Genomic DNA, 25888 nt, shown 5'->3' with positions numbered 1-25888 from the left:
ACGGTAAAGAACTTCATTGTAAAGCAAAGCCTAGCAGCTATTGAGAGGGCTAAACAGAATAGGTATGTGCAGCAGATTCATGAATCAGTGGAGCCATGGGATTGTAGTGTGAACTTCGGAGTTGAATTCGCGTAGTTTAGTTATCATCTTCAAACATAACAGAAATAAAACCAGATAGTGCTAACTTGTATATATCCCAAATAATTTCACTTAAGCCTGAAGAAACTTTCCTCTTAGATAACTCAATAATAACATCTGCAATTTCAATTGAGACATTTTCAAACCTATCAAATCCAAGGAAGCAATACATCCCATATATTTCTTTAGTTTTTTTATTTAAAACTTCTGTAATCACACTAGACAGATGCAGTAATATAAAATAGTCTTCCTCACTTCCTTTAAGTAATCCCAAAAGAGTTTGAAGAAGATCCACCGTTGAATTTATTCGGTAAAAACCATTTTCATACTCATCAAAACTCTTTTCATAAAAATATCTAAGTGCAGCATCAGGAAATTTAGACGCCAAAGTCCCAATCAATACACTTTCATTATGACTTAGTAAAAAAAGCTCCCTAATGAACAATTCTCTTGAATTCTCAACATCCCCAACCTCAGAGCTTCCGAACCAATCTGACTCATCAATTTCAAAGCCTTGTTCAATCAATACAACTGCTTCATTTATGCATTTAACTTTAATTGCCGAAATTAGCGCACTTACAATTAAAGAATCAAAATCTTCTTCAAGAGCATCAATGAAGTTTGGATTCAAGCTGTCCATAGTATTTCCTCTTATATTAGTATCAATCTTTCGCGAATCTGTTGTGTAATTCGCCTAATCCCTACAACTCTAGCAAACTCTGAAAAGTCTCCTGAATCTCCAGTGGCTTCCATAATGGCGATTATTTCTTCTCTAGAGATGTTTTCCACTTTGCTCATATCTGTATCTCGATGGAAAGCTCGAACAGGAATTTTCATATTATTCTCTTTCCAATAGAAAACACCGACATCTTCTTCTGTTGTGAAGAATCTATCTGCTACTGAGCATATTCTTTCTTTGATTTGATTACCTGTACGCTTAAAACCATGATGCCTTGCAATACGCTTACATAAAATGTCTTGATGTATCGGAGATTCAACTTCAATCACTCGACTAACCATTTTTTCTACTGTAGGCAGATAGTCATCATCATAGAAGCGATCTGATGATGCTTCCAGATCTCTTAAATCAGTAACCACATACTCCTCAAGTTTTTCATTATCCGAAGAAATCATTTGCTTGCGGGCATAAAGCTGCTTAGATTCGTCTATTTCTGTGGATTCTCTTTCTTCAAGTGCTTCAACAGCCTTCTTATCCCGCGCCTTTTCTTCAGCCTTTGCTTTCTCTAATTCTATCTCCGCACGACTATTCTCTAATAATTCCTCTAGCCGTTGGTGTAACTGATCTAATGATGCTGTTTTATTAACCCACCAATCTGTTGACCAAACTCGGACAATTGTCCATCCCAAACTTTCAAGAACGGATTGACGAATCTTATCGCGCTCCCTCGCATAAGCTGAGCTATGATACATAGCACCATCACATTCAATGCCAGCTAAGTAACGTCCTGGCAAGTCAGGATGAACGATCCCCATATCAATACGGTAAGCCGAAACACCAACTTGAGGATGTAGTTGCCATCCTTTAGCCTCTAATTCTTTTGCTACAGCCATTTCAAATGGTGATTCAAAGTCACCTTGAGAACCTTTACTTTGTGAACCCAGTTCTACAGGACCGCGTTCCGCATACTCAAGAAAATGTTTCAAATCAGCCACAGCCCGTGATTGAGTTCTGGATAGATCAATACGATCAGGACTTAGAATTGAAAAGACTACCATTTCAGAGCGAGCACGAGTCATTGCAACATTTAACCGGCGCTCACCACCTGTTCTATTAAGAGGACCAAAGTTCATAGCTACATGCCCAGACTCATCGGGGCCATAGGTAATACTAAATAGAATTACATCCCGTTCATCACCTTGAACAGTTTCAAGATTTTTAACAAACACCGACTCCAAGTGATCTTCTGCGAATGCCCATTCAATACTTGGATCTTCACTACGAGCCTCATCAAGTAAATCTTGAATTAATGATTGCTGCTCAGTATTAAAGGTCACAACCCCTATAGACTGGTTACGTATAACTTCATCATCACTTTTTAAACGATCAATAATCTCTGCAACAACTGCTTTGGCCTCTCCTTGGTTGTGTCGCGCTTTACCACGAGCATAAAAACCATTTGGTTTTACCAACCTAACGCCATTATCAGGATGTACTGGGGCAGGGAAAGTCACTAATGAACTGTCGTAATAATTACTATTTGAGAATGCAATCAGACTTTCTCTTCGTGAGCGATAATGTAGGTTTAACAATCTTTGAGGAATTGATGCCCCTAATAATTCATCAAGGATACTTTCCAAATCTCCTTCACCATCGACATCACCATCAGGGTCGCTATCAGAACGCCCAAAGAAATTCGTAGGTGGCATCTGTTTGGGGTCACCAGCAACAATAACTTGTTTGCCTCGTGCTAAAGCTCCAACTGCATCCCATACGGTAATCTGTGAAGCTTCATCAAAAATCACAACGTCGAATAAATTCTTTCCAGCTCCAAGAAATTGAGCAATAGATAATGGGGACATCATCATACATGGAGCAAGTGTAGTCACTGCATCTGGGGCTTCTTCCAACAGTTGTCGTACAGGCTTATGTCTTGTTTTCTTTTGAATTTCATGACGAAGTATTCCCCATGAACTTGCTCGTGTTCCTGCATCAGTACTTGGTATCTGTCCTGATAACTTTGCTGCAATATACTGGGCTGTTAATTGACAAAACTCTTTATCTAATTCCTGGAAGTTTGTAATGGTCTGCTCATGTTCAGGAGAAGAAAACTCTCTCAATACACGATCCTCATCAATGACTACCTTTGACCACCATGCACAGTAAGCGGCCTCAAAAGCATCTTCTGCTTGAGGTGCAGCAATCACACCTGTCTCAATAGCATCTACAAGTGAGCCTAATCGTAAATTTTGAGCTTCATGTTTACGTTTATTCCAAGCACACCAAGATTTGAGACCCGATTGCTTCGACAACACAATATCTGACAATTCTATAACTTCATCGAAGTGTTCTAACGAGTTAACTCTTTCACTAGCAGCTTTTAACTTAAAATCATTAAATGAAACTTCAAACTTCGACGTGCTTGAAATCATTCGGTTAATGGCAATTCCAACAATTCCATCAGGCGCTAATAGATCATTTCCATCATGAAGCAAAGTGCGTACCTTACTTCGCAAAGCCATCAATGTTTCTGTGTCTGTTGCCATCTGGCTCACGGCTTTACGAGCTCGAACGCCAATCAACTGCAACGAGGTAACTACATCAGGTTTTGTATCATGGCTCTTCCAATCTTTTAGGCTAGAAAGCTGATTGTCTAGCTCTGCAATAGACTCTCCTTTCTGCTTAAGATCTAATAATACTTGGATATCTTGATCAAGATCCGGCTCTCCCAAGGCTCCTTTTGCTTTAACGTCTTTAATAATCCTTCGTGTTGCAAAAATGCGTTTCAACCACCACGACTCATTCGCGGAATCCCAATCAGATTTTAGTGCTTCTGGATCAATACTTTTCCAAGATAAAGGAGCGTAATCACAGCTTAACTCACTTTGTAGTCGAATATAGCTTTGAAGTAGCGTTACTGCTTGTTCCAAAGCTTCGATTAGATCTTGGCCATCGGGTTCAAGAGCAAAACCTGATTGAGTTCGGTATGAGTCTAATAATACTTGCCCTAACTCCTCTAACATAGCGAGTTGGTTAAGTGAAATAGCGCCAAATTCAAATCCCAGTGCATTTACAAAATCTTCTACAGCTTTTTTTGCTTCGATAGCTGTGTCTTTTAATGTTTGAGCGCTATGAATCAAAGCATCCTGCCACGCAGGTCCCCAATCATCAGCCTGAATGTATGATAAAGGATGTTGATTTATTGTACCTATCGCACTTGCTTGCACAGAAAGGTTTGCTACTGCATGACGCATTTGATCTAAATCTTGTTGAGTGTGATCACTTGCAGTGCTCCAAGATAACTCAACCTTATCCAGTAGATGTGCATCTCGAACTTTTATTCCCATCGCATAATGGGCCGTCAAACCATTACTACGCTTACGGTGTAATGCTTCAACTAAGTTATTGAGTTTGTCTCTATCATGTTTAAGCTGCTCAGACTTACTATGCCAAGTCTCTGCCGTATAAGAGTTACTTTGAGTCCAAGAAGCATTTAGCTGAGCTAATACGTCTGCTTTTTTTGCTTTATTTGAATGCAACTCCAAACAGAATGAACCAAGTCCAATATCTTTTAATCGGCGATGAACAACTTCAAGTGCTGCCGTTTTCTCAGAAACAAACAGGACTTTCTTTCCTTTACCCAACATATGGGCAATAAGGTTACTAATGGTTTGGCTTTTACCTGTACCAGGAGGGCCGATGATCACAAAATCTTTGCCTCTATCAGCGGTGGCAACAGCAGCCATTTGCGATGAGTCAGCTGGCAATGGGGTCAATAAATCCGATGGATTAAATTGATAATCTAATTGATTGGGTTCAACAAACGAGATGTCAGAATCATAGCGCTCCCTAGGTGTTTCCAATAAATGCTTAACCACAGGGCTTTGCTTCAGCTGATCTGCTCGATCAACTAAATCCTTCCACATAAGATATTTAGCAAAAGAAAAATGACCTAAAGCAACTTGATCGACTAGTTCAAATCCAGCTGCATCCTTCACAGCAGCTCGTACCCAACTAAATATCTTGGCTACATCTAGCCCTGAATCGTCTTTAGGTAAGTCACCAGCTAGATACCCTAGATCAATACCAAAATCACGCTTCAACATTTCTAATAAAGTGGTGTTGAACGTTGGCTCATCATCACCTGCAATAATCTTAATACCACTACGTACAGACTTACGCTCAAGAGCAACTGGCAACAAGATTAAAGGTGCACGGTAGCGCTTCCCATCTTTTTTATTTTGCTTCCAAAATAAAAAGCCAATCGCTAAATAGAGTGTATTTGAACCGCCTTCTTGCATTGAAGTTTGAGCTTTACGGTAAATTTCAACAGCACGTTTATTAAGTTCATCTTCAGTTAAATTAACTAATAGCTGCTTTTTATTAAGAGCATCACAAGCGTAGTCCTTCTGAATATTTTCGCCCGTGCGTTGCTCATGAATCTCTGAATCCTGCTTGCTCGAAGACAACTCTGGAAATGGCGAAATAGAGATACGAGCTCCATCCGCTAATAAATCCTCTAACAATCCCGCATCTGGAGCCACGAACGATAAACTTGCTCTACCATCTTTATGGTTAAGTAAAGGGTTTCGCGCAGAAAGCTCTAGAAGTTTTCGTTGCCATCGATCAAGTCTGCCACCAGGTGTTTTTATTGGCTCTTGTTCAAACGATTCGTCCTCAAAATCAGGCAAACTTGGAGCTTCCTCAAGTACCTCATCACTTGAAGTATTTGACTCTAGTGAGGCATCTAACCGTGACGATTGTTGAACAAAACCCAATGGTCGAATCTTATGAGAGCGGGCTCGACGGATATCAATGGCCAATTCAAAGAGATCGTCTTCGTCCATAGATATAGCCTGACAGCCTCTCTCAATTGCTTTTGAGAAGGATACTGTAGGATGATTTGTTACAAGCGTTGTTTCAATTAGGATCAATTCATGATCTGGTAAGCGCTTACGAAGAACTTCCGCTTCATCTGTAGTTACCGCCGATAACTCCTCAGGCTGAAGCCATAGACCAACTAAAGCATGGCCTTCTTTCAACACTATAAGGGGATTCAAGCCAGCTTGCTCAAAAGCAGCCGCAAACAACATTGTCGAATCTAAACACGTCGCCAAGCCTGATTCGATTACTTGATTGTGAAAGCGGACTTTTTGACCATTACGTTCGAAACTTGATGGAGGAAGTGCATAGCTTAATTGAAGGTTTGCAATAGCAGTATAAATAGATGAGGCAATTGACCAAACGCGCTCTCGACTTTTAGACACATACCCATCAATCTGATCTGGCTTTCCAGCTTGCCTTAACACTCGACTAGCATCTTTCAGAATGCGATCAACTGCTACATTGTTAGGCGTACAGAATGCAGCCAGCAACTCTGGCATGTATTCTGCGCCCCCCCATTCATTATGAGCCAGCAGATCCACTTTATGATCACTTTCAGCAAGAAGTTCATCACCTTGATAAACCACAACAGTTATCAAGCCTGAAATTGATTCTGTAAGCCCCATTAAAAAACCACCATCCAGCTCAAGGTCACGCTCTTTGATAGGCAAAACAGACCCAGCTGACAAGCGATCGACTTTCCATGTTTTTGGTTTCAAAAACGCAGGAGAGGACGTTAAACGGATCTCTAAGTTTTCTAATACCTCATCTGATATGTTTTCTAATTGGATTTCTCTCAAAATAGAAAACGAACTCTGGTGGCTAGCAAAATTGATTTTATTAACCAACTGAACAGATAGTTTACAGAAGGTAGAAGTGGTATTGGTTGTCATGGTGATCCCTAACCCTTAAGAGAAACTACTCCCTTAGTTACTAGTATTACTGTTTGGTCGAAAGCCTATTGATCATATCAACTAGCTGACTGGGCCCTTGGTCATTCTTGATCATATCAGTTGAGCTAGGCCTAAAAAGCGTTTGCAGAATGAGCTGCCTATCGTCTTCAGCAGGACCTTGCACCTTTCGAATTAAAGCCAAATAAGTATGAATCATGGTTCTTCGCTCTTGTGCATCGGTAGCTAAATGCAAGTGCGACATAAATATGTTGGCTAGAATTTTGATAAGCCACAAGCCTATGGTCGTAATAGCTGCCGCAGCGAAGATTTTGCTCAAAGTTACATCCTTTAACGACATATCTAGAGTGTAGGCAGAAAATCCAATAATGGTACAAAGAACTATGAGCGTAACTACGAGCAAAACAATGCCAAAGCCGACAGCCTTTTGATGATGGCTTTCGTGTTGCATTTTCCAGTACTTAACAGGCGCACGTAATGATAGCTCTTCATCATAGGTGCGCCGTAAGTTCTCAAGATCAGTTTCAGCCTTCTCAAGCTTTTCTTGCAATGCAAGCTTGTGTTCTGATTGGGTTAAAGACCATTCCTTAATTAAAGAATTAGCCTCTTCCTTAAGCTGTTCAACATTATTAAGCTGATCAATGTAGTTTGCTGTCCAAATATCGCGATGCTCTGTAAGTTCCATATCCCAGCTATGCCTAAGGGTTTGCATAGTTTGAGCTTGATCGTTTACAGCTTGCTGATTACCATCGAAATAATCTTGAGTTTCCTCAAGGGCTCGCAACATTTGATAATCGATTGGCTTAAAATTCCAACCAAAATGATCAACTAGAACTGCAAGTCCTTTTATGGAAGAAACCTCTTTTTGTGATGAAAAAAAACTAAAGAAGGGGGCATCTTCGGTAAAAATTTCTTTTCGGTTTAAAAAGTCCGAAAATTGCTTTTGAAATTGACTAATATGAACATCGTATTGATCAGGCTGATTACTTAGCTGCTGAAGGCGACTAGCCGTATTGTGCAAGGTATTCCAAGCACTATCCAATTGCCCAAAATTAACGTTATATTGCTGCGCTAGTTGTTTTAGGGTGGAATATGACTTTCGTTGGTCTTGAATCCATTGTATTAATTTTTGAGGAGCATCAAACCACTTACTTCCTGTTTCAGTCTTTATCGTAATTCTCTTTGTTTTTGATGCTTCATCCATTCTTACAATCCCTAAAAACATCTGACGAGCACTTTGCTTCATAGGATGAAAGTACTCACTGTCCGCACGCCCTGATCATCTGCCGCCACAATACCGTAGCGGTTATAAACCTTATATAAGAAGAATCTACCATAGGCCTATAGCGTAAGGAACGTGTAAGCAGACAAAGTTTGGGGAAGCAGCTTTCAATGCACTAAATCTGTGCATTGAATAAAAGTATACGGTTTAATTTCATGTTTCTAAGAAATTAGCTTTAAAAACACGAAAGCCCCCGTCCTGAATAAGATAGAGGCTTTTAATCAATTTTTGGCCTTGGAAAAGTTTACGGTGCAATTCCTAGTTTTTTCGCCAAAAGTTTAAGGTTCATTACAAAGTATATGGTTTAATTGTTTGAATCCAATCACACAAACTGCCCAGCGGCAAAACCTGACGACCAAGCGAACTGGAAGTTGTAGCCCCCCAAAAAGCCGGTGACATCGAGCACTTCACCAATAAAGTACAGACCTTTCACACTGTTGCACTCGAAGGTTTTCGAGCTGACTTCGTTAGTATCGATGCCACCGAGGGTCACTTCGGCAGTACGATAGCCTTCGGTGCCATTCGGCTGTACGTCAAAGTGAGTAAGATATTGAATCAACTCAGCGAGATTATCATTGGATAACTCAGCCATGGGTTTGCTCATCCAAGGCAGGTCTTGTTTGATTACTTCCACTAAACGTTTTGGCAGCAGGCTGTTGAGCTCGGTTTCTAGAGCGCGTTTCGGTTTATCGTTGCGTAGGGCTTTAAAATGGGCCTCTGGGTCTAGATCGGGCAACAGGTTTAGTTGTAGCTCATCGCCTGGTTGCCAGAAGTTACTGATTTGAAGAATAGCCGGTCCACTGATGCCACGATGGGTAAATAACATGGGCTCTTTAAAGCTCATACCATTGGCGCTGGCCTCAATCTCCACACTGACGCCAGAGAGTGTGGATAACTTTTCTTTCATGGTCGGTTGAATGGTAATCGGCACTAGGCTGGCACGTCTTGGCAATACTTTTAAGCCAAACTGCTCTGCCACTTGGTGGCCATAACCTGACGCCCCTAGGGTTGGGATAGACAAGCCCCCGCTCGCCACCACCAAGGATTCACATTGGATTTCGCCCTGAGAAGTGAGGAGATGAAAACCTTGTTCCTGCTTAGCGATGGTTTTAATGCTGGTATCCAGACGAATTTCCGAGCCAGACCATTCACACTCAGTAAGCAGGATATTGAGCAAATCTTTGGCAGAATGCTGACAAAAGTATTGTCCAGGTGCCTTTTCAACGTATTCGAGTCCATGTCGATCGACCAGTTCAACAAAGTCATTTGGGGTATAGCGCTTCAAGGCGGAAATGCAGAAATGTGGATTCGCCGATAGAAAATGCTTAGGCGCGGCATCCAGGTTGGTAAAGTTACAGCGACCACCGCCAGACATAAGGATCTTTTTTCCCGCTTTATTAGCGTGATCCAGAACTAGTACCTTACGGCCACGATAACCCGCTTGCGCAGCACAAAATAAGCCTGAAGCACCTGCTCCGATGATGACGACGTCGAAATTTTCCATTATTACCCCTGTATATTGAGAGGCGCATTATACCTAACTGATGAAAAATATGCCCACATTGTGCAATCCCATACAGCAAAAGGCGTTCCAGCTTATTTCCACAGAAACCGTGAAAAAGACTGTGGGAATTCCCGTTTTTCCCTTATAAATCAGTGATATTTTTTAAAGCAAGCGTTTTTTAGATTTTCTTTCAACGCGCCGCTCTGTATCAATTTCGAATTTTGTTCAATAAAACGTCAACAAAAGGCTTGCACCCTTAAACTGTTTTTATATACAGTACTGTATATCGATACAGTAAAGGTGCTTTTATGAACGCTTTAATCCACTACTTACGCGGTAAAACTCAATTTTTTGCCCTGCTGGCCATTGTTGTCGCCATGTATGCGCCAGCCAAAGACCTACTCTCTTATGCCAATGAAAGCGTTGCTGATGCCAAGATCGAGCTGGCAACGATTTCTTTTGGCGGCCAAACACCATGGCAAGGTGCCGCGCCTGAACAGGGCTTTGTAAAAGCAAGCCAATCGCTATCTGTGCCACAGCAAATCTTTACCAAGTTTACCTTGAAGAACCCTAGCAATGCCTCGGTGACGTATCGCAAGATTTGGCTCTATTTTGAGCATGAAAGTGGCAACCGTGAATACACCACAGATTACACCCTTTACGATCCGGCTACCCGCCAGCGCTTAATCGGCCATTCCCTAGAGCTAGGCCCGAACAGTGAAATAGAAGTACTCGCCTCCTACCGCTTTATTCCAAGTTATAAACAGAGCGTCCCTGAAACCGTGTCGATATCTTGGGAGTCTGGCAATCACTTCCGTGATTCGAGCTGTCAATATCGATTGTCCACAGATTCACTGAGTCAATTCGGTGTAACCTGTGAGTAACTCTCTGTAGCGCCGCTAGCATATGCCCTGACACAAAGTGTCCACTGACCACGAGGTTTTGCGCTAAATCAAATTGTGAGTTATTGAATTAAAAGCACCATTGATAATCGTTTTCATTTTCAATAGAATGCGGACACAATTTGCATACGGAGTGGTAAGTAATGAAAAAAGTTTTGACCCCTATTGCAGCAGTGGTTGCTGCAGGTCTTCTAACGGCATGTGGTACTCAATCAGTCAAACCTGAAAGCACGGCAGTCACGCCTGAAAGCGTTGTCGTTCATTATGCTGATATTGCCGAAGCAGCTTACGGTGATTCTTACACAACAGCGCTGACGCTTGAGTCTAAAATCAACGCTTTTCTCGCTGCGCCGACTGAAGCGAACTTACAAGCAGCAAAAGACGCTTGGATCGCTGCCCGTGTGCCTTACCAACAAACAGAAGTCTACCGTTTCGGTAACGCATTCGTTGACGATTGGGAAGGCAAAGTCAACGCTTGGCCTTTAGACGAAGGTCTGATCGACTATGTTTCAGCCACTTCTTACGGTTCTGAGTCTGACATCAACCCGCTGTACACTGCCAACGTGGTGGCGAATTCATCATTGGTGATCGGCGGTGAGCAAGTCGATGCGTCTAATATTACTCCCGAGCTGATTTCTGACTACCTACAAGAAGCAGACGGCGTTGAAGCCAACGTTGCCAGCGGTTACCACGCCATTGAATTCCTACTTTGGGGTCAAGACCTACACGGTACTAACCCAGGTGCAGGCGAGCGCCCTGCAACGGACTTTGATCTAGATAACTGTACGAACGGTAATTGTGACCGTCGTCGTCAATACCTATCTGCGGCGACTGAGCTGCTCGTATCTGACCTTAAATTCATGGCGAATGCTTGGCAACAAGGCGGCGACGCGCGTGCCGCGCTACTAGATCAGTCTACTGCAGAAGGTCTGAGCACTATCCTAACGGGCATGGGCAGCTTGGCGTACGGTGAACTAGGTGGCGAGCGTACTAAGCTTGGTCTAATGTTGCATGACCCAGAAGAAGAACACGATTGCTTCTCTGACAACACACACAACTCGCACTACTACGATGCCAAAGGTATCGAGAACGTTTACCTTGGTGAGTACCAACGTGTTGATGGCAGCTGGGTGAAAGGCCCATCATTGTCTGCGCTGATCGTGGCACAAAACCCAGCTCTTGACGTTGAAATGAAGGCTGACCTTTTGGCGACTGATGCAGCAGGTAAGGCCATGGTAGAAGCAGCCAAACAAGGCCAAACATTTGATGTCTTGATTGCCATGAACAACACAGCAGGTAATGCACTGGTACAAACCTTTGTTGACTCTCTGGTTGATCAAACACGTACCACAGAAGAAATCATTCGTGCGCTTGACCTACAAGGCATTGCTCTAGAAGGTTCGGATAGCTTGGATAATCCAGGCGCAGTGTTCGAGTAAGCGATCCGCTTTTCCTGTAATGCAAAGGGGTGACTGAGGTCGCCCCTTTTGTCGTTAAGAAGATCTACACCATGGCCCTATTAACGCGTTTTCTACTGTCACTGACTTGCTCTTCGTTCGCAATCGCATCAGTAGCTGACAGTGATGCCTACAAACAACCTTTTTCAAATATGCCAGGCGAGCTCAAACATGAGTTTTTCCTTGGCGAAAGCGTATTTGAGCGCTTTTGGGTTCCCTCACCCTCGTCGACCACGGCCAGCGATGGCTTAGGACCACTTTTCAATGCCCGCTCCTGCCACAGCTGCCACATCAACAGTGGCCGTGGCCATGCCCCAACAGCAGACCAACTTGGCAGTGAAGTGCCCTCTTTCTTTATTCGTCTTGGCAGTAAAAGCCAAACCTCCTTAAATGGTGTGGTGGGCGATGCCATGTATGGTCGACAATTCCATCCATTAAGCGCCACCAATATCCAGCCGGAAGGCAATTATCGCATTGAATGGCAAGAGCGGATCGAAAGCTTTCCAGATGGCTACAGTGTGACCCTGCGTAAGCCGAGCATTACATGGACCCAGTTAAACTATGGTGAGTTTCAACAAGACACGGGCTTCTCCATGCGAGTGTCGCCGCCACTGGTGGGCATGGGCTTATTAGATGCGGTGAATAGCACACTGATTTTAGAGTATCAAGACATTGAAGATGCCGACCAAGATGGTATCAGTGGTAAAGCAAACTGGATTGAGCACCAGGGGGTTAAACAGCTGGGGAAATTTGGTCACAAAGCCAGTGTCAGCACACTAACAGCACAAAACCAATCTGCTTTTAATGGCGATATTGGCCTCTCTACCCCGTTGTTTCCGCTTGCCAGTGGTGACTGCACCGCGCAGCAAACAGACTGTATGATAGCGCCTAATGGTAACAGTCAGCACATTGATAATTTGGAAGTCGGGGTTGAGCAATCTCGTCTGCTGGACCTTTACTTAGCCCTCAGTCGCCCGCCGGCGATGCGTAACCTTGATCAGCCATGGTTTAAAGAAGCCAAAAAGCTATTTGATGACGCACATTGCGCAAGCTGCCATCGCGCCAAACTGACGACCGGCTCATCGCAATATAAGGTCTTGTCGAATAGAGACTTTTACCCGTTTACTGATATGCTACTGCACGACATGGGTCCCGACCTTGCCAATGACTTTCCGGTCCTCAATGCAGACCCACAAGAGTGGCGTACCGCGCCACTTTGGGGCATAGGACTTTCTGAACAAGTCTCTAGCCGCAATGGCTATCTACATGACGGCCGAGCACGCACCATCGAAGAAGCCATTTTGTGGCACGGGGGCGAAGCTCAAGCCAGCAAAGAGGCCTACAAATCCCTCAATGCCAAGCAACGTACCTTATTTATAAGATTTTTGGAGTCACTCTGATGTCAATGACGAAAAAAGCCCTCACAGCAACGGCCGCTTTGCTGGCGGCAAGCTCTGCCTTCGCCAACCAATGGGACGATACACTCGAGCAAATGCAATCCCAGTACATAGTGCCAAAGTATGAAAGCTTTAGCAGCAGTGCAAACGCCTTAGCCGATGCCACCGCGACCCTTTGTGCTGCGCCTAACAGCGCCAATTTAGCCACTGCCAAGCAGGCTTTTAATGACAACCTTGCCCATTGGCAACAGGTACAGTGGTTAAACTTCGGCCCTGTCACCTACTTTATGCGCTACTACGCCTACGAATACTGGCCCGATAAGAAAGGGGTCACTCAGCGCCAATTGCGCACTTTAAGCATGGACCCAAGCACCATGACAACGCCAAAATTCTGGACTTCCGCCAGCATTGCCGTGCGTGGTATGACCGCCATCGAATCGCTTCTGTACCATGGTGATTTCAACGTCATTCGCAAGCCCAGTGACTGTGAAGTCTTGGAGGCCATCAGTCGTCATCACGCACAGACCACTCATGACGTGCTTACGCAATGGCAGCAAAGCAAAGCCACCGATTGGATTTTCCCAGAAGAAGGCTCAACCGAGAGCGCCGAACATTTGGTTGTTGAGTTACTGGTACAACAATGGCTAGAACATATGTCGGTGGTCAAAGATGCCAAGTTAGAGACCCCCATTGGTTACAAAGGCCAGCCAAACTTAAAACTAGCCGAGTTTTACCGCAGTGAACAATCCCTGCCGGCTATCGAGACCAACCTAAAAGCTTACCGCACCCTGTACCATCTCGGTCAGCCATCGCTATTTGATACCGCCATGGCCGAACAACCCGAGCTCGCACAGGCATTGGAAGCGGCATTGGCAGATAACGTTAAACTGGCACTGCAATTACCAAAGGACTATTTCACAGGGCAATACACTCAGGCCGAACGTGTGGAGATGGCGAAGCCATTGGTACAGTCTATTTCCAATAGCCAAACACAGCTGACCAACTTGGTCACCTCCATGGGCTTCCAAATTGGTTTTAACAGCCGTGACGGAGATTGATCTATGCAGCTAAGTCGTCGCGCGTTTCTGGCCTCGTCTTTGGCCGCCCTATCAATCCCGACTTGGGCTTCGAGTATGCCCATTGAAGCCCAAGGCGAGCTGTTTTTTTCAGCGTTTTCGAAAAGTAAAACGGAGCATTTTATTGGCGCGTTTGGCAGTCATGGCAAATTACTTTGGTCGATGCCATTGCCTGATCGCGCCCATGCCCCGGTGGTGCACCCGACCCATTCCGTGGTCGGTGCTGTGGCCCGCCGCCCTGGCTTTTATATGGATTTTTTCAATCCCTTCACCGGACAAGCCATCCAGCGCATTGAGCCATTAGCGGAACACCACTTTTATGGCCATGCAGTGTTTTCTCAAGATGGCACACGTTTGATCACACAAGAGAACCATTTCCCTACTGGCGCCGGAAAAGTCGTGGTTCGTGCCTGGCCAGAGGGACAGGTATTAAACGAATACAGCAGCGGCGGGATTGGCCCCCATGAATCGGTATTATTAACCCCAGATACCCTTGTCATTGCCAATGGAGGCCTGCGTACCCATCCCGATAATGATCGAGAGATCATGAACTTAGACTCCATGAGCCCAAATGTAACATTTCTGTCATTATCAGACGGTAGTGTGATCAACCAAGCTCAACATGAGCCATCTCTGCATCAGTTGAGCATTCGCCATCTCGATGTGAATGCTCAAGGAGTGGTCGCGTTAGGCTTTCAATACCAAGGCGAATTATGGGACAAGGTGCCATTGGTCGCCCTCGCCTCGGTCGATTCGGATGCCCTCGAATACTTGGACATGCCTGAACACGTTCGCGCGCGTTTCAAACAGTACTGCGGCAGTGTGTGTTTCGACAAGAGTGGTAAAACGTTAGCCATCAGCACCCCACGGGGCGGCTTTGTTGCCTATTGGGATGTACCAACAAGAGCCTTTCTTGGTGTGGATAATTGCCGTGATGTGTGCGGTTTGGTTGCAACAAATAAGAAAGATCAGTTTGTCTTGACCAGTGGCACAGGTAAACAGTTGATTTCAACACCGCGTACACAGAATATTAGCCAGCTGAATCAACTCGCCGACATTCATTGGGATAATCATTTGAGGCGAATTGACATAAATATATAAGTTTTAACAAATTGCATCATACTCAGGATGGTCAGACGCAGTTTTTTTCGGTAATGTTGATGGGTTAGCTTGCACATTTCGTGCTGTTATAGCGACCACGAATCTGATTGTAGTAGTTTGATGTTATTAAACTTTTTAAAGCAGTTTTTTGTAATTGATGACGCTGAGCACGAGTCTGGGGATCCTAAAAGCTTCCGTATAAGCGCACTGCGAATTTTGCTAAGTGCAAGCTTATTAGTTGTGTCAGCGTTCACTCTTCACAGTACCCTTTTATTAGATGGTACCGATTCCGCTTACCTCGTTACCGCCTCGGGGATCGGCTGTTCACTCCTGTTGATCCTACTGCTTGCCTCCTCTAGAAATTTTGACCGACATGCTTCACTGATATTAATGGCGACTATCGCTGTGTCGGGAGTGGTGCTGGTCGGCTTTTCAGAACAGAGCAGTAGTTTACAGCTTGGCGTTATTTTGCTCTATTCGTTGCCACTGCTAACACGACTGTTTTATCGTTTTAAGGTTTCTTTATTCTTTAGCGTGGCCAATCTAATCACGCTTGCTATGAGCCTACACCTTTCTCAGAGTGTCGGCTCCGCAGCCCTCACAAGCACCACTTTCAGTGGTTTATACGCTCAATTGTTGGTCTTCGCATTGTTCAATGTGGCTTTGCCGATGGCCATTTCGCGCTTGATCAAAACCTTGCAACGCAGTATTAACCGCCTTAAAGAGCTGGCCAAAAGCATTAACCACCACTCGGATTTGTACGAAGAGATCTTCGAACATACGGGCACGCCGACCCTGCTGTGTGATAAACGCGGTGTCATTATTAAGCTGAACCAGAAAGCGTTGGATCTGTTTCCAAGCGTTGCCTGTGAGGCGATCGAAGGCACTAAAATCAATGATTGGATTGCCTCCATCTCAGATTCATCGAACCGTTTCTTTTGGCAAAGCAATGTGTCTGAGTGCGTATTAAAGTCGAACACCAAAAATTTTTTGGAAGTACACCGCTCTAGCCTAACCACCCATGGCCATTATGTGCTTCATCTACAGGACATCACTCATCTGCGTGCCCTGACCGAAGAGCTTGAGAACACGCAACAAACCAATTCTCGCTTAGCGCACTTTGACTCACTGACACGTCTTCCAAACCATCAGAATTTTTGCAATCAGGTGAATCATCGCATTCACAATGTATCGGACTATTACACCGGCGCGATGTTCATCATCCGCATCAGTCAGTTTAAGCTGCTAAATAAGCAATATGGCCGTGATCAAGCGAACCGTGTGATTCTTAATTTCTCCCGCACCCTGCAATCGCGCCTATCTGACAAAACCATCTCTGGCCGTTTACGTGGTGTGAAATTCGCCTGTTTTATGCCGGTGGGACAAACCTATCTGATTCAACGTAATCTGCGTACGCTCATAAAGTCGGTCTTACCGGAACAAATCCGCATTGGCGATGATGTGCTCAATATCGACTATCAGATCGGTGTCGCCTATTACCAGAATGAAGGAGAAACCGCCGAAGAGCTTCTTGAGCGCTGTGAAATGGCCTTGGAATACTCCACCTCAGCAGAACGTATCGCTTTCTTTGATCAACAACTGGAAGCGAAACTCATCCAAGAGCACAAATTAGGCCTAGCACTAGGCGAAGCGATTAAAAACAAACAGATCCAGTTATGGCTGCAACCTCAGGTGGTGTCATCTGGTGACATTCGCTCGTTTGAAGCCTTGGCGCGCTGGCAGCTGGAAGACGGCACCTTTGTGTCGCCAATCGTGTTCATCAAACTCGCCGAAGAGTTAGGTCTACTACCTAAGCTGGCTGAGAATTTGCTCAAACAGTTGGTCGCAGTGTTAGAAGAATGGCATGCGGAAAGCATTAAGACACCGATTGCCTTTAACCTTGCCGGCCAAGAACTCATGAACGATGTCTTCTTTGCTCTGATGATGTCGATGACGTCGGAACGGCCATGGCTGAGTGAAATGCTGGAGCTGGAAATCACTGAAACCAGCCCAGTGATGACGAACCCACTCATTCATAAACGTCTGCGCGCCCTGTCTCAGTATGGCTATTCCATTGCCATTGATGACTTCGGTACCGGACAAGCGTCCATGGGCCAACTGATCGACATTCCCGCCAACATTCTTAAGATTGATCGCCGTTTTGTCGCGCCACTACCCGATGACAAACGTCACCTAGACATTGTTAAATCCACGGTGCAACTGGCCAGATCCCTGAATATGAGCGTCATTGCCGAAGGGATTGAAACCCGTGAACAAGCCAACCTTTTGATTGGTTTGGGTTGTGATACCTTACAAGGCTACTACTTCGGCAAGCCTTCACCGATTTCAGAGTGGACCTGCAACCAACATGAAAAAGCCAAGCAATTACGCATGGTCTACTAAGCAGGTTATGGGGTCTTTGGCGCATTAAAAAAGCTGGCCTAGGCCAGCTTTTTTAATGCTAAGTGTTCGACATTATTAGAACAATAATTTATCAAATACAGCACAATCGGTGTAATGGTACTCGGTGTTGGCCTTCAAGCGCGCGGCTTTATCAAGCAGCTTCTGTGAGGCTTCTTTTTGGCGCGGTGCAATGTAATCAGAAGCCACATTGTCACGCAGGGTGGTTAAGTACTTCTCAAGTCGTTCTGTACAATCATCGGCTTCACGTTCCGCTGCGTTGACCGCCAACGTGGAAGACGCCAATAGCGCCACCGATACCAATTTTAATGCTTTTGAGAAAACAAACTTCGCCATAACCAACCTCAGACCAATTTTCTTTCGCATATTAAAGCACATTGGCTATCTAGAGAGAATGCAACAAAATGAGAGCTGACGTGCACGCCACGCTAGGCGCTCGTGTCCTGCCCCTTCATGACCTCACTGATCACCATCCATGGTCCATCAGAATGCCTGTTTGATATCCCCCTACATCATGCCGCTGAAATCTTCCATCACAGAGTAAAATTCAACGAAACCAATGCCTTCCAAACACTGTTTAGGCGCTGCACTTCCCCTTTAGCCACTTGAATAAATGGCAATCTGAGTCTACTTTCGAAGTAAGTGATCAATGCTTATGCAGCAAAAAAATATCGTTAAGCCGCCGCCTTTCAATGGTCCATTTCTCAAGATTCCACGTACTGGATTTAATGCCCAAAATTTCGTTTTTTTTGATTCATTAGGGAAACTCTTACAGCACTAAAGGTCTAAACGTTAGATTGCATTGCACCAAGGTTATGTTTTGGAGGGAAATAGTGGATAACATTACCGATAGTCCCGAAACACCGAACTCGCAAAAGCACGTCTCGTTGCTCATTTTTCCATTAATACCAATTGTTTTGCTGTTCAGCATTTTAAGCTGGTATCAGCCTGAAGGCGTGAGTTGGCAAGGTCATTGGATCCCAGGGCTTGATATTAACTTAAGCTTTCGCTTGGATGGTCTGTCCTTTCTGTTTGCAGGCTTAATAACTGGCATTGGCGCATTGATACAATTCTATGCGCTGGCGTATATGCGTGGTGACGGGGGCCGTTTTTCCTTTCACCTCTATCTGACGCTGTTTATGCTTTCCATGCTGGGGTTGGTGACCAGCGATAATATTCTGCTGCTGTTTGTGTTTTGGGAACTCACCACCATTACCTCCTATTTACTGATTGGTTTTAACCACGAACAAAACGAATCACGCAAAAAGGCACTGCAATCACTGTTGGTCACAGGTGCCGGCGGATTAGCCTTCCTAGCTGGCTTAATCTTTCTTGGCCAGATGGCGGGCAGTTACGAAGTCAGTGTCATCCTGCAACAAACCGAGCAAATTGCCGATCATCCATGGTTTGTGACTTCCCTGCTTTTGATTTTGTTGGGTGTGTTCACCAAGTCGGCCCAGTTCCCATTCCACTTCTGGCTGCCGAATGCCATGGCGGCGCCAACGCCGGTGAGCGCCTACCTGCATTCTGCGACCATGGTCAAAGCTGGGGTGTACCTGCTGGCTCGGCTGTCTCCGGTTTACTCAGATAGTGAGGTTTGGTTCTACGCCTTAGTGATAGTGGGTGGGTTTACTGCTATTTGGTGCGCTCTCTTAGCAATCAAACAAACCGATTTAAAGTTAATGCTGGCTTACAGCACCAATGTGGCGCTAGGGGAGCTGGTACTGCTGATCGGTATTGGCACTGAGTTTGCCCTCACCGCAGCGCTACTATTCATCTTGGCGCATTCCTTTTATAAAGCCGCTTTATTTATGGTGGTGGGCAATATCGATAAGGCCACTGGTACACGCGACATCAGAAAGTTGCACGGCCTACGTGCGGTGTTGGTGCTCAGTTTGGTGGCCGCCATCTTGGCCGCCCTGTCGAAATCTGGCGTACCGCCATTGCTGGGCTTCTTAAGCAAGGAATATATGTACAAGTCAGGACTGGAAGCCAGTGGCCTGATCACAGCAGTGTTAATGCTGGCCAACGTGTTTATGGTGGCCCTTGCCATTGCCATTATTTACAAGCCGTTCTTTGCCAATTACCAACGAGAACCCATTGTCGTCAAGCAAGTTGAGTCGTCGAAAGGCTTATGGCTGCCAGCCATGTTGCTTGCCGTAGGCAGTGTCGCGGCGCCGGTGTTGGGACTTGGCTGGCTCAACAGTCAGATCATTATTCCAGGGGTGATATCAAGTTTGCCTGCGGCCACGCCTGATGCCAGTAAGTTTTGGCATGGTATTAACCTGCCGTTGTTATTAAGTGTGCTGACCCTGCTGTTAGGGGGAGCCGTTTACGCCCTCTACCCACGCTGGTTAGCCAAACAAAAGAAAGCGATCTTGCCCAACGCGGAAGCTGTTTTCGATCTGATCATGAACGGCTTAATGCGCCTAGCGACCTGGCAGACACGTTGTTTACAGCAAAAGCGTCTGAGCAACTACGTACTAATGTTCAGCGTAGTGTTGGCGGTTATCCTACTCAGTCAGCCATTGATGATTGCCCCCGAACGGTTAATGGAACTGTTCCAGCTCAACTTCTATGAAATTGCCATCGCGCTCTTGCTGATCTCGGCGGCCCTAGTTTGTACCTTATCCCACTCGCGCCTATTAGCCGTCGCGTCCCTTAGCATGGTGGGTTTTATGACCACCTTGGTATTTATGCTGTACAGTGCGGCCGACGTCGCCAAAACCTTGCTGTTGGTGGAAACCTTAATGGTGGTGTTTGTGGTCTTACTGATGCGTCACATGCCAAGGCTGACGACGGTGGTACGCCACTCTAAAAAACGCCGCCTGTTGCATGCCGTGATTGCGGGGGGCGTTGGCTTGTCTGTGTCCGCCTTGCTAATCAACATTACCGCACAACCTTTGGATCCGACGTTGGCGCAGTTCTTTGCCAACAACAGCCTGCCAGAAGGCCATGGCCGCAACATTGTGAATGTCATCTTAGTGGACTTCCGTGCCATCGATACCTTAGGGGAAATGATTGTCGTGGTCATCGCAGGGATTGCCGCGATCAGTTTGTTAAGCAGTCAAAATTACAAACGTGCCCCCGTTCACTCTCTGATTTTCACCACAACAGCACAGATCGTTTCGACGTTAATGCTGGTGTTCTCTGTGTACTTGTTGATGCGCGGCCACAATGAACCGGGCGGAGGCTTTATTGGAGCGCTGATTGCAGTCATTGGTCTAGCGCTGCTGATGTTTGCCAAGTCGCCTAAGTACGTGCGGGACCGTTTACACTATTCGCCGATGGGCATTGCCATGTTTGGTATCTGCTTGAGCTTTATTGCCGGACTCCTAAGCATGGCTTTCCATTTGCCGTTCCTGACCGGTTTGTGGTGGAAAGACGTGCTGCCATTGGGCACGCCGCTACTATTTGATGTGGGTATTTATTTCGCCATCATTGGCGGAGTAATGGGAATCTTATTACGTGTCAATGAGGTACTCGACTGATGGAAGTTTTATGGAGCTTAGTGGTGGGCGTGTTAGTCGCCGCCGGTATTTATTTGCTGCTGGAACGCCACGTTTTACGAGTGTTATTTGGTCTTATCCTGCTTAGCAGCGCGTTAAACCTAGCCATCTTCACCGCTGGGCGCTTAACACCTGGGCTATTACCTTTGATCGGAGCTGACGCCACGCTGCCCCCAGACGGAGCAGCCAATCCTTTACCACAGGCGTTGATCCTGACAGCGATTGTCATTGGCTTTGGCTTGCTGATTTTTGCTTTATTGCTGTTTTACCGCGCTTATTATCAAACTGGCTCAGCCGATGTGGATGATATGAAACGTTCTGAGGAGGATGAATGACGACTATTTGGCTCACGCTGCCCGTTGTATTGTCGCTCCTGACGGCAGTGGCAGTATTTACCTGCCAACGTAGAAAATGGCTCTGTGACCTCATCAGCGCCACAAGCGTATGCGCTACTTTGGTTGTTGCGGCCTTGTTAACCTATGAGGTGATTCTCAATGGCCCGCAAGCGGTGGCCTTTGGCCAATGGCAAGCACCGTTCGGGATTGTCTTCGTGGCCGACTTCTTGACCGTTGCCATGGTGCTGATTACCGCCATCATCGGTGCGATCAGTGTCTTTTATGCCATGGCTGACATTCGCACTAAGCATTCCTATACCGCTTACCACGCACTGATGCATGTGCTGCTGGCGGGGGTGTACGGTGCTTTTCTGACCGGCGATATTTTCAACCTCTATGTTTGGTTCGAGGTCATGCTGATTGCATCTTTTGGTCTGATGATCCTTGATGCCAATAAGACTCAGATCGATGGGGCCTTAAAATATGTGGTGTTGAATTTGATCTCCACCCTATTCTTCCTCCTGGCCATTGGTCTTCTCTACGGTGCCACGGGTACCTTAAATTTAGCCGACTTAAATACTAAAGCAGCCTTGATTGCGCCAGAGTCGCAAGTGTTGTTAAGCGGTCTGTTTCTGTTTGCCTTCGCCATCAAAGCAGCATTGTTCCCATTGTTTGCTTGGCTGCCTGCGTCTTACCACACGTTGCCTAATGTTGTAGTGGCTTTGTTTGCGGCCCTGCTGACCAAGGTGGGGGTTTACGCTTTGATGCGCGTGTTTACGCTCGTCTTCCCACTGCATGAAAGTGGCTGGCAAAGCACTTTGATGTGGGTGGCCGCCTTAACCATGTTAACTGGGGTGTTGGGCGCCGCAAGTCAGTTTGATATCAAAAAGATCCTGTCGTTTCATATCATCAGCCAAATCGGCTATATGATCATGGGCTTGGCGGTCTACACCCCCTTGGCCATTGCTGGCGCCATTTTTTATGTCGTGCACCACATCTTGGTCAAAGCGAACCTGTTTTTGATTGGCGGTTTGATTGAGCGCCGCTACGGCACCAGTCACCTGAAACAATTGGGCGGTGCCTACAAAGCCATGCCTTGGCTGGCCTTTTTGTTCTTTATCAGCGCCTTTTCTCTGGCAGGTTTTCCCCCCTTATCAGGCTTCTGGGGCAAATTTATCGTCATCAAGGCAAGCTTACAAACGAGCGACTATTGGCTCGCGGCGACGGCATTATTAGTTGGCTTACTGACCATTTTTTCCATGAGCAAAATCTGGAACGAGGCGTTCTGGAAAAAGCCAACGAATGATGAACTTGAGAGCAAGGCCTTGAGTCGAGCGACGCTGTATTTGTACAGCCTTCCTATCGTGATGTTGGCAGCCCTCAGCTTGCTGATCGGCCTGGTCGCGGAGCCTTTCTATCAGTTCGCAGAGCACGCCGCGCAGCAGCTATTGGTGCCTGACGCCTACATCCAAGCCGTTCTGGGAGGTGCACCATGATTTACTTTTTCCTCAACCTGTTCCTCGCTCTGAGCTGGATGTTGCTAAGTGGTAACTACAGCAGCATCAACTTTGTGCTTGGCTTTGTGGCAGGCTTTTTCGCGCTGCGATTAAGTCAACCGTTTGGCATTAAGAACAGTTACTTTCGCGTATTCAGTGCCGCCGTTGGCTTGCTGCTGTATTTCTTCTATGAGCTAGTGGTATCGGTGCTTAAAGTCGTGTGGGATGTGATCACGCCCACCCATTTAAGTGAGCCAGATATTATTTATGTGCCGCTGGATGCCCAATCCGACTTAGAAATTACTCTGTTAGCCAACATGGTTTCTCTCACCCCGGGCACATTAAGCTTAGACGTCACCCCAGATAAAAAGCATCTGGTGGTACATGCCATGTTTGCCCCAGAGCATGAAGCGGTCATTCGCGATATCAAAGACGGTTTGGAAAGACGAATTTTGGAGGTGACCCGTGGTTGACTGGTTGCAGTGGAGTATCTCGTTCGCCTACGCAGGCTTGTTGCTCAGCGTTGTTATGGCATTGATACGCTTAGTGGTGGGCCCCACCTTGGCTGACCGGGTGGTGTCACTGGATCTGATTTCCTTTGTGACCATTGGTTTCATTGCCGTCTATACCCTCGACAGTGGCCAACAGACCTTGTTAGACATTGCCATCACGTTGGGGTTGGTTGCCTTTCTTGGCACCATTGCCTTTGCTCGTTTGATCGTTAAACGCACAGGAGAACAGTAATGGACATACTCGTCGCTATTCTTTTATGCATTGGGACCTTGTTTACCTTAACTGCTAGTTTAGGGGTGTTGCGCATGCCGGACCTTTATACCCGTATGCACGCAGCCACCAAAGCAGGCACTTTAGGGATCGCCTCGCTCCTCGTCGCGGTGGCTATTGCCATCCCTGAGACGACAGTTATCTCACGCACCTTAGGCACTATGCTGTTTATTTTCCTGACCTCGCCTATCGCGGCCCATTTGTTAGGCAAAGCCATGCGCCAGACAGATTATAAAATGTGGCGAAATCCTAAACGTAAGCAGAAAAAGCAGAATTAAGGGCTCGATGTAGGCACCACGACACCGTGCATGCCACCCTAAATTCACATTTATTGCTTAGTAAACTGGCCGAGACGCTTTCTGAAGCAGAGATAAAATGATAATTTACGCCGTTATATTATAACATATCTTGAACGGCTGTATTTTTGTGACTTCTGCTTTCCTTACCGTGAGTGATTTATCCATTAACTCCCCTGAAAAAGCCCTGTTTGAAGGCATTTCTTTTCAAGCGCAAGCGGGGGAGTTAATTGCCATTATGGGTCCTTCTGGTATCGGTAAGTCAATGCTGACCCGCGCTATAGCAGGCTTTTTACCGGATACCTTAAGCACTCAAGGCAGCGTAGCCATCAATGGTGTCGAAGTGAATAACATCCCGATGATCCAACGCCAGCCTGATCAGCGCCCAGCGTTTATTTTCCAAGATGCCTTACAAGCCTTAAACCCTTTGGTGTCAGTTGGCGGACAGCTGACCCTAGCATTAACCTCATCTAAGACCAAGCCAAGCAAAACTCAGAAGCAAAAGATTATCAGTCTACTTGAGCAACTCGGCTTTAGCGCCCCAGAAGATACACTTAACAAGTTACCTAGTGAGTTATCTGGCGGCCAACGCCAGCGAATCTGTATTGCCATAGGATTACTGAGCAGTGCCAACATCATGGTGGCAGATGAGCCTACCAGTGCATTAGACCCGATTACGGAACGCGAAATCTTAAAACTGATTCGACAAAGCGTAAAAAACAATCAAGTCGCTGGTCTATTGATTACCCATGACCTGCACAGCGCGTTGGAATGCGACAAACTGCTACTGATTGACGAAGGTACTATGTTGGCGTTTGGTCCACCAAAAGAAGCCTTAGCGGCCAGCACGCATCAATTTTGCTGTTCATTGAGGGACCTAGTCGCATGAGTGTGATTTCTTTATTTAATAACGCGCAGGCGCAGATTCACTTTCACCAAGTCAGTGTCTCCTACTTTAATAAGCCTAAGTGGCTCGGTGGCAAAGAGTATAAAGCGCTGGATAATCTGTCATTGACGTTTGGCCACACCAGCTTGGCGATTGTCGGCCCATCAGGGGCAGGCAAGTCGACTCTGATTGACCTGTTATTTGGCGCCAAGAAGCCCACTTTAGGCCATGTATCAGCTTTTGGTATAAAGCTTCCTTTAAAAACGAAAAGCGATAAAGTGGCGCTTTGTCGGGCCATGAGTTTGGTGCCACAAGAGCCGCACACCAGCCTGAACCCGTTTTACAGCGTTCGCAAGATCTTGTCGGAGCCGCTGCAAAATATGGCGATCGAAGGTGATCACGAACAGGTCATACAACAAGCGCTAACGGATGTTGGCCTGTCTCAGCATTTACTCGATTTCAAGCCCAATCAATTATCGACCGGTCAAGCGCAACGTGTCGCCATCGCGCGCGCACTGGTGTTAGAACCCGAAATTTTGGTGGCCGACGAGCCTACCAGTAGCTTGGATCCCGTCAGTCGTCAGCGCTTGATTGATCTGCTCAATACCATCAAACAACGCCGCAATATGAAGCTGCTTTTGGTCACTCATGATTTGACCGCCGCGCAAGCATTATGTGACGAAATGCTGGTACTCAATCACGGCAAAATTATTGAACACAATACCACCGAACAAGTGATGAATGCTCCGAGTCATGAAGTGACTCAAGCGCTCATCGCGGCACAACCCTGTTTAGCCCTCAAACATTCTTAATCAATCTCTAATAATAAGG

19 protein-coding genes are annotated in these 25888 nt (G+C 46.0%); 14 read left to right on the top strand and 5 right to left on the bottom strand.

The features are described 5' to 3' along the window. Window positions 1-136: 136 nt before the first annotated feature. From MAQ5080_RS12730 to MAQ5080_RS12715, 4 genes are all read right to left on the bottom strand, one after another. On the bottom strand, window positions 137-778 hold the full coding sequence (locus MAQ5080_RS12730) for a hypothetical protein (protein WP_067211288.1): 642 nt from the start codon (window positions 776-778) through the stop codon (window positions 137-139). An 11-nt stretch (window positions 779-789) separates the two neighbouring features. Next, complete coding sequence (gene proA, locus MAQ5080_RS12725; protein WP_067211291.1) at window positions 790-6594, bottom strand: anti-phage protein ProA; 5805 nt, start codon at window positions 6592-6594, stop codon at window positions 790-792. A gap of 46 nt (window positions 6595-6640) precedes the next feature. Beyond that, window positions 6641-7816 (bottom strand): DUF6161 domain-containing protein, encoded by a 1176-nt coding sequence (locus MAQ5080_RS12720; RefSeq protein WP_067211294.1) that lies wholly within the window; start codon window positions 7814-7816, stop codon window positions 6641-6643. A 400-nt stretch (window positions 7817-8216) separates the two neighbouring features. Then, complete coding sequence (locus MAQ5080_RS12715) at window positions 8217-9398, bottom strand: BaiN/RdsA family NAD(P)/FAD-dependent oxidoreductase (RefSeq protein ID WP_067211297.1); 1182 nt, start codon at window positions 9396-9398, stop codon at window positions 8217-8219. Window positions 9399-9706: 308 nt separating this feature from the next. Here MAQ5080_RS12715 and MAQ5080_RS12710 point away from each other — a divergent pair, with 308 nt between their 5' ends. The 6 genes from MAQ5080_RS12710 to MAQ5080_RS12685 all read left to right on the top strand — a co-directional run bounded on the left by MAQ5080_RS12710 (window position 9707) and on the right by MAQ5080_RS12685 (window position 17734). Next, on the top strand, window positions 9707-10282 hold the full coding sequence (locus MAQ5080_RS12710) for a hypothetical protein (protein WP_067211299.1): 576 nt from the start codon (window positions 9707-9709) through the stop codon (window positions 10280-10282). Window positions 10283-10443: 161 nt separating this feature from the next. Next, window positions 10444-11739: an imelysin family protein gene (locus tag MAQ5080_RS12705; protein ID WP_067211302.1), complete on the top strand. Its 1296-nt coding sequence runs from the start codon at window positions 10444-10446 to the stop codon at window positions 11737-11739. A 71-nt stretch (window positions 11740-11810) separates the two neighbouring features. After that, a complete protein-coding gene (locus MAQ5080_RS12700; protein ID WP_067211305.1) occupies window positions 11811-13157 on the top strand; it encodes a di-heme oxidoreductase family protein in 1347 nt (448 codons plus the stop codon). Further along, window positions 13157-14212, top strand: coding sequence for an imelysin family protein (locus MAQ5080_RS12695; protein WP_067211308.1), 1056 nt, complete (start codon window positions 13157-13159; stop codon window positions 14210-14212). The genes MAQ5080_RS12700 and MAQ5080_RS12695 overlap by 1 nt, the downstream gene beginning before the upstream one ends. A 3-nt stretch (window positions 14213-14215) precedes the next feature. Continuing rightward, window positions 14216-15331: a DUF1513 domain-containing protein gene (locus MAQ5080_RS12690; RefSeq protein WP_067211311.1), complete on the top strand. Its 1116-nt coding sequence runs from the start codon at window positions 14216-14218 to the stop codon at window positions 15329-15331. Between the two features lie 390 nt (window positions 15332-15721). Next, window positions 15722-17734: a sensor domain-containing protein gene (locus MAQ5080_RS12685; protein WP_231870842.1), complete on the top strand. Its 2013-nt coding sequence runs from the start codon at window positions 15722-15724 to the stop codon at window positions 17732-17734. Between the two features lie 75 nt (window positions 17735-17809). On the opposite strand, the gene MAQ5080_RS12680 is transcribed toward MAQ5080_RS12685, so the two are convergent. Next, entirely contained in the window at window positions 17810-18088 is a 279-nt protein-coding gene (locus tag MAQ5080_RS12680) for a hypothetical protein (RefSeq protein ID WP_067211316.1), read from the bottom strand. A gap of 497 nt (window positions 18089-18585) precedes the next feature. On the opposite strand from MAQ5080_RS12680, the gene mbhE reads away from it, so the two are divergent. The 8 genes from mbhE to MAQ5080_RS12640 all read left to right on the top strand — a co-directional run bounded on the left by mbhE (window position 18586) and on the right by MAQ5080_RS12640 (window position 25869). Further along, complete coding sequence (gene mbhE / locus MAQ5080_RS12675) at window positions 18586-21243, top strand: hydrogen gas-evolving membrane-bound hydrogenase subunit E (protein ID WP_197464628.1); 2658 nt, start codon at window positions 18586-18588, stop codon at window positions 21241-21243. Further along, complete coding sequence (locus MAQ5080_RS12670; RefSeq protein ID WP_067211319.1) at window positions 21243-21596, top strand: Na+/H+ antiporter subunit C; 354 nt, start codon at window positions 21243-21245, stop codon at window positions 21594-21596. The genes mbhE and MAQ5080_RS12670 overlap by 1 nt, the downstream gene beginning before the upstream one ends. Continuing rightward, the gene (locus tag MAQ5080_RS12665) at window positions 21593-23092 is read left to right on the top strand and encodes a proton-conducting transporter transmembrane domain-containing protein (RefSeq protein WP_067211323.1); all 1500 of its coding nucleotides are present in this window, start codon (window positions 21593-21595) and stop codon (window positions 23090-23092) included. The genes MAQ5080_RS12670 and MAQ5080_RS12665 overlap by 4 nt, the downstream gene beginning before the upstream one ends. Further along, window positions 23089-23565, top strand: a complete 477-nt coding sequence (locus MAQ5080_RS12660; RefSeq protein ID WP_067211326.1) for a Na+/H+ antiporter subunit E — start codon at window positions 23089-23091, stop codon at window positions 23563-23565. The genes MAQ5080_RS12665 and MAQ5080_RS12660 overlap by 4 nt, the downstream gene beginning before the upstream one ends. Then, window positions 23558-23836: a cation:proton antiporter gene (locus MAQ5080_RS12655; RefSeq protein ID WP_067211329.1), complete on the top strand. Its 279-nt coding sequence runs from the start codon at window positions 23558-23560 to the stop codon at window positions 23834-23836. Before MAQ5080_RS12660 ends, MAQ5080_RS12655 begins: the two co-directional genes overlap by 8 nt. Further along, window positions 23836-24153, top strand: a complete 318-nt coding sequence (gene mnhG, locus MAQ5080_RS12650; protein ID WP_067211332.1) for a monovalent cation/H(+) antiporter subunit G — start codon at window positions 23836-23838, stop codon at window positions 24151-24153. The genes MAQ5080_RS12655 and mnhG overlap by 1 nt, the downstream gene beginning before the upstream one ends. Window positions 24154-24301: 148 nt before the next feature. Next, the gene (locus tag MAQ5080_RS12645; protein WP_067211404.1) at window positions 24302-25060 is read left to right on the top strand and encodes an ATP-binding cassette domain-containing protein; all 759 of its coding nucleotides are present in this window, start codon (window positions 24302-24304) and stop codon (window positions 25058-25060) included. Further along, on the top strand, window positions 25057-25869 hold the full coding sequence (locus tag MAQ5080_RS12640; RefSeq protein WP_067211335.1) for an ABC transporter ATP-binding protein: 813 nt from the start codon (window positions 25057-25059) through the stop codon (window positions 25867-25869). The genes MAQ5080_RS12645 and MAQ5080_RS12640 overlap by 4 nt, the downstream gene beginning before the upstream one ends. The last annotated feature ends 19 nt before the right edge of the window (window positions 25870-25888 follow it).

It is taken from the genome of Marinomonas aquimarina, from assembly GCF_900089755.1.
Lineage (GTDB): Bacteria > Pseudomonadota > Gammaproteobacteria > Pseudomonadales > Marinomonadaceae > Marinomonas > Marinomonas aquimarina.
The sequence above is the reverse complement of the archived record's forward strand: the minus strand, read 5'-3'. Positions and strand labels throughout refer to the sequence as shown.

Bases quoted from the DNA above. Each gene is read 5' to 3' on its own strand.
- MAQ5080_RS12730 (WP_067211288.1), bottom strand. From the start codon at position 778: ATGGACAGCTTGAATCCAAACTTCATTGATGCTCTTGAAGAAGATTTT.
- MAQ5080_RS12705 (WP_067211302.1), top strand. From the start codon at position 10,444: ATGAAAAAAGTTTTGACCCCTATTGCAGCAGTGGTTGCTGCAGGTCTT.
- MAQ5080_RS12710 (WP_067211299.1), top strand. From the start codon at position 9,707: ATGAACGCTTTAATCCACTACTTACGCGGTAAAACTCAATTTTTTGCC.
- MAQ5080_RS12680 (WP_067211316.1), bottom strand. From the start codon at position 18,088: ATGGCGAAGTTTGTTTTCTCAAAAGCATTAAAATTGGTATCGGTGGCG.
- MAQ5080_RS12685 (WP_231870842.1), top strand. From the start codon at position 15,722: ATGGCGACTATCGCTGTGTCGGGAGTGGTGCTGGTCGGCTTTTCAGAA.
- MAQ5080_RS12695 (WP_067211308.1), top strand. From the start codon at position 13,157: ATGTCAATGACGAAAAAAGCCCTCACAGCAACGGCCGCTTTGCTGGCG.
- MAQ5080_RS12660 (WP_067211326.1), top strand. From the start codon at position 23,089: ATGATTTACTTTTTCCTCAACCTGTTCCTCGCTCTGAGCTGGATGTTG.
- MAQ5080_RS12715 (WP_067211297.1), bottom strand. From the start codon at position 9,398: ATGGAAAATTTCGACGTCGTCATCATCGGAGCAGGTGCTTCAGGCTTA.
- MAQ5080_RS12665 (WP_067211323.1), top strand. From the start codon at position 21,593: ATGACGACTATTTGGCTCACGCTGCCCGTTGTATTGTCGCTCCTGACG.
- MAQ5080_RS12670 (WP_067211319.1), top strand. From the start codon at position 21,243: ATGGAAGTTTTATGGAGCTTAGTGGTGGGCGTGTTAGTCGCCGCCGGT.
- MAQ5080_RS12690 (WP_067211311.1), top strand. From the start codon at position 14,216: ATGCAGCTAAGTCGTCGCGCGTTTCTGGCCTCGTCTTTGGCCGCCCTA.
- MAQ5080_RS12640 (WP_067211335.1), top strand. From the start codon at position 25,057: ATGAGTGTGATTTCTTTATTTAATAACGCGCAGGCGCAGATTCACTTT.
- MAQ5080_RS12700 (WP_067211305.1), top strand. From the start codon at position 11,811: ATGGCCCTATTAACGCGTTTTCTACTGTCACTGACTTGCTCTTCGTTC.
- mnhG (WP_067211332.1), top strand. From the start codon at position 23,836: ATGGACATACTCGTCGCTATTCTTTTATGCATTGGGACCTTGTTTACC.
- proA (WP_067211291.1), bottom strand. From the start codon at position 6,594: ATGACAACCAATACCACTTCTACCTTCTGTAAACTATCTGTTCAGTTG.
- MAQ5080_RS12720 (WP_067211294.1), bottom strand. From the start codon at position 7,816: ATGGATGAAGCATCAAAAACAAAGAGAATTACGATAAAGACTGAAACA.